A 4,178-nucleotide genomic window follows, 5' to 3' on the forward strand; every position below is an offset into this window, starting at 1 on the left:
GCCGGGGTTTCGCCTGAACGGCGGTGGTGGGCCGGGTGGTGCCGTGCCTGCGGCGGAGGAACGCCGCGGGGCCGGTGGCGCGGGGCGGAAACCCCGTCGGCGCGGCTGGAGGAGGCGCGCGAGGCGGCGGCGGACGTGACGGTTGGGCGGCGCCGGACGACCCTGGTCATTGATTGAGTTACGCAATGAGATGGTAAAATGGGGCATGCCCACACCTCCGCTTCCCGCTGCCCCCGCCACCCCGGAAGTGGCCGAGATCGAGCGTGCGCTGCACCGCATCACGTATCTGAGCTCGCGCGCCCGTCAGCACGAGCGGCTGATGGCGCTGGCGGGGGTGCCGCTGGACCGGGCCGCGGTCGCGCTGCTGCGGAAGATGGCCGACGCGGAGCCGATGCGGCCGGGGGAGCTGGCCGCCCGGCTGGGCGTGGAGGCCTCGCACGTCACCCGTACGGTGCAGCAGTTGCAGAAGACCGGTCATGTCACTCGGGTCCCGGACCCCGACGACCGCCGTGCCCAGCGCATCGAGCTCACCGAGGCCGGCCGGCAGGCCATCGCCCGGATCCGGGAGGCCGGTGTCCAGGGCATGCAGGCGGCGCTGGCCCAGTGGTCTCCCAACGACCTGAGCCGGCTCGCCACCCTCTTCCACCGCATGGTCGACGACTTCCTCGCTCACGCCGCCGACGAGGACCCGGACTCCGGGGCCACCGCCTGACCTCGCGGCACCGTCCCCCGCGGCCCGGGATCACCTGCCCGCCGCACCGCACTTACCGTCGGGTAATATCGCGCGGCAGGCCACTGGAGGAGGAACCGTGTCACGGTCCGAACGCTCGCCCCTGCTGCTCGCCGGCCTGCTGGCCGCCGCGGGCACCGCCCACTTCGCCGTCCCGCGCCAGTTCGACCACACGGTGCCGCGCTCCCTGCCCGGCTCGCCCCGGACCTGGACCTACGCCAGCGGCGCCGTGGAACTCGCGCTGGCCGCCGGTGTGGCGCTGCCCCGCACCCGCAAGGCCGCCGCCCTCGCCTCGGCGGCCTTCTTCGTCGGCGTGTTCCCCGCCAACGTGAAGATGGCCGTCGACTGGCGGCACCGCCCCGCCCCGCAGAAGGCCCTCGCCCTCGGCCGGCTTCCCCTGCAGCTGCCCCTGGTGCTCTGGGCGCGCGGGGTCGCCAGGAACGCGGAGGGCCGGTCATGAGCGGCCGCCCGGAGAAGGGCGACAAGGCCTGGGACTTCGCGCTGCCGGACGAGACCGGTACCGTCCGCCGGCTCACGGACCTGCTCGCCGAGGGGCCGGTGGTGCTCTTCTTCTACCCGGCCGCCCTGAGCCCCGGCTGCACCGCCCAGGCCTGCCACTTCCGTGACCTGGCCGCGGAGTTCGCCGCCGCGGGCGCCCGCCCGGCGGGCATCAGCGGGGACGACGTCGAACGGCAGGCCGAGTTCGCCGGACGGCACACCCTCGGCATGCCCCTGCTGTCCGACCCCGACGGCACGGTCCGTGAGCGGTTCGGCGTGAAGCGGGGCATCGCCCTGGCGCCCACCAAGCGGGCCACCTTCGTCATCGCACCGGACCGGACCGTCCTGGAGGTCGTCCGCAGCGAGATCCGGATGAACGCGCACGCCGACCGGGCGCTCGCCGCGCTCCGCGACCACCGGGCGTGACACCGCCCCGGGTGCCCCGCCGCGGTTGAGAGGCTGCGGCCATGGGCCGATGCTGGACCAATGGAGGAACCCTCCGCCGCGGTGACCGTCGACGCCCGCGGCATCGTGACCGGCTGGAGCGAGGGCGCCCGGCGGCTGACCGGCCACCCGGCCGACGAGGCCGTGGGGCGGCCCGTACGGGAGCTGCTCGCCGAGGACGTGCCGTCCGGCCCCGGGCCCCTGCCGTCGGGGACGGTCCGGCTGCGCCACCGCGACGGTCACCCGGTACCGCTGCGGCTGACCGCGCAGCCCCTGCCGGACGGGCGGGGCGCACCGGCCGGTCATGTGGTCACCGTCGAGCCGGCCGGCGTCGCGCAGGACACCTCACTGGCAGGGCAGGCGTTCCGGCAGGCACCCCTGGGGATGTCCGTCCTGGACACCGAGCAGCGCTATCTGGGGCACAATGACGCGGCCTCCCGGATGACGGGCGTCCCCGAGCCGAGCCTGGTCGGACGGTTCTACCTGGACACCGTGGAGGAGACCGAGGGGAGCCGCAGCTTCAGCCGGCATCTCCGCCAGGTCGCCGACACGGGGGAACCCGTGCACCTGGAGGACTTCACCCGGGCCCCCTCCGGTACCCGGCTGCACGCCTGGCACGTCGAGATATGGCCGGTCCGCGACCCCTCCGGCACGGTGATCGGCACCGCTTTGGCGGCGCTCGACAGCCGCACGCAACTGCGGGCCCGCGAACGCCTCGTGATGCTGAACGAGGCCGCCGCACGCATCGGCACCACCCTGGACGTGGTGCGCACCACCGAGGAACTCGTGGAACTCCTGGCCCCGGGCTTCGCCGACTTCGCCGCCGTCGACCTCCTCGACGACGTCCTCAGAACCGGTGGACCACCGGCTCGTGCCGCGGACGGCGGCCTGCTGCGCCGCGTGGCGCACCGCTCGGCCACCGAGGGGACCCCCGAGACGGCCGTGCGCCTCGGCGCGCTGGACGGGCACCTCCTCGATTCGCCTCCGGCGCGGGCCCTGCGGGAAGGACGGGCGGTGCTCGGTCGGGCGGGCGAGCCGGGCTTCGACCGGTGGGCTGCCGAGCGCGGCACGTCGCCACAGGGGGACGGCCCCTCCGTCCCCGCCGGTGTCCACTCGCTGCTGGCCGTGCCGCTGCGGGCCCGCGGCACGACGCTCGGCCTCGTGGTCGCCGTCCGCACCACCCACCCCGACGCGTACACCGCCGATGACACCCTGCTCGCCGAGGAACTCGCCAGCCGGGCCGCCGTCTGCGTCGACAACGCCCGCCGTTTCGCCCGTGAGCACACCACCGCGCTGGCACTCCAGGAGAGCCTGCTGCCGAAGGGGCTCCCCGGCCAGGCGGCCGTCGAGGTCGCCCACCGCTATCTGCCCTCCGGGCCGGCGGCCGGCATCGGCGGCGACTGGTTCGACGTCGTCCCGCTGGCCGGCAGCCGGGTCGGCCTGGTCGTGGGCGACGTCGTCGGCCACGGCATCTCCTCCACGGCGGCCATGGGGCGGCTGTTCACCGCCGTGCGCACCCTCGCCGACGTGGACCTCCCGCCCGACGAACTCATCACCCACCTCGACGACCTGGTCGTCCATCTCGCCGCCGACGACAGCCACGACGACGTCGCGGAGCTCGGCGCCACCTGCCTCTACGCCGTCTACGACCCGGTGTCCGGCTGTCTGAGCCTGGCAGCGGCGGGCCATCCGGCACCCGTCGTCGTGCTGCCCGACGGGACCAGCCGGCTCGTCCCCCTGAACGCGGGTCCTCCCCTGGGCGTCGGGGGACTGCCCTTCGAGGCGACGGAGTTGTGGCTGCCCGAGGGCTCCGTCGTCGCCCTGTACACCGACGGCCTGGTCGGGGACCGCCACCGCGACATCGACCATGTCACCGGCGAACTGTGCCGCGCCCTGGCGGCCCCCGCCGACTCGCTGGACGCCCTGTGCGACGGCGTGCTGAAGGCGGTCCTGCCCGAGAAGCCCTGCGACGACGTGGCGCTGCTGCTGGCCCGCACCCGGGTCCTCGGCGCGGACCAGGTCGCCACGAGGGAGGTGCGGCCGGTCCCCGACGAGGTGGCCGCCGCCCGCCAGTGGGCCACCGGCACGATGAGCGCCTGGGGGCTGGACGAGATCGCCTTCGTCACCCAACTGGTCGTCAGCGAACTGGTCACCAACGCCATCCGGTACGGCGTGCCGCCCGTCCGGCTGCGGTTGATCCGCGACCGTACCCTCATCTGCGAGGTCTCGGACGCCAGCTCCACCTCACCGCATCTGCGGCGCGCCCACGCCTACGACGAGGGCGGCCGCGGGCTTCTGCCGGTGGCCCAGCTCACCCAGCGCTGGGGCAGCCGGCAGACGGACCACGGCAAGACGATCTGGGCCGAACAACACCTGCCGAGCCCCTGACCCGCCACCCCCGGCCCGGCGCCGTCGCCGGAACCCGGCCTGGGCAAGGTGGGGGTGTGGGAGCTGTAGGGCCGGGCCTCATGTCCCGTCGCGCCGGGTGCCGGAGAGGGCCGGGCGG

General features: G+C 74.9%; 4 protein-coding genes. All 4 read left to right on the forward strand.

Annotation, left to right across the window (positions count from 1 at the left end; genetic code table 11):
• Nucleotides 1–205 precede the first annotated feature (205 nt).
• The 4 genes from B9S61_RS24600 to B9S61_RS24615 all read left to right on the forward strand — a co-directional run bounded on the left by B9S61_RS24600 (nt 206) and on the right by B9S61_RS24615 (nt 4,060).
• Nucleotides 206–712: a MarR family winged helix-turn-helix transcriptional regulator gene (locus tag B9S61_RS24600; protein WP_103544200.1), complete on the forward strand. Its 507-nt coding sequence runs from the start codon at nt 206–208 to the stop codon at nt 710–712.
• A gap of 97 nt (nt 713–809) precedes the next feature.
• Nucleotides 810–1,190: a DoxX family protein gene (locus B9S61_RS24605; protein WP_103544201.1), complete on the forward strand. Its 381-nt coding sequence runs from the start codon at nt 810–812 to the stop codon at nt 1,188–1,190.
• Nucleotides 1,187–1,654 (forward strand): peroxiredoxin, encoded by a 468-nt coding sequence (locus B9S61_RS24610; protein ID WP_103544202.1) that lies wholly within the window; start codon nt 1,187–1,189, stop codon nt 1,652–1,654. Before B9S61_RS24605 ends, B9S61_RS24610 begins: the two co-directional genes overlap by 4 nt.
• A gap of 60 nt (nt 1,655–1,714) precedes the next feature.
• Nucleotides 1,715–4,060, forward strand: a complete 2,346-nt coding sequence (locus B9S61_RS24615; RefSeq protein WP_103544203.1) for a SpoIIE family protein phosphatase — start codon at nt 1,715–1,717, stop codon at nt 4,058–4,060.
• Nucleotides 4,061–4,178: the final 118 nt, after the last annotated feature.

The organism is Streptomyces sp. SM1 (assembly GCF_002910825.1).
GTDB classification, from domain to species: domain Bacteria; phylum Actinomycetota; class Actinomycetes; order Streptomycetales; family Streptomycetaceae; genus Streptomyces; species Streptomyces okerensis.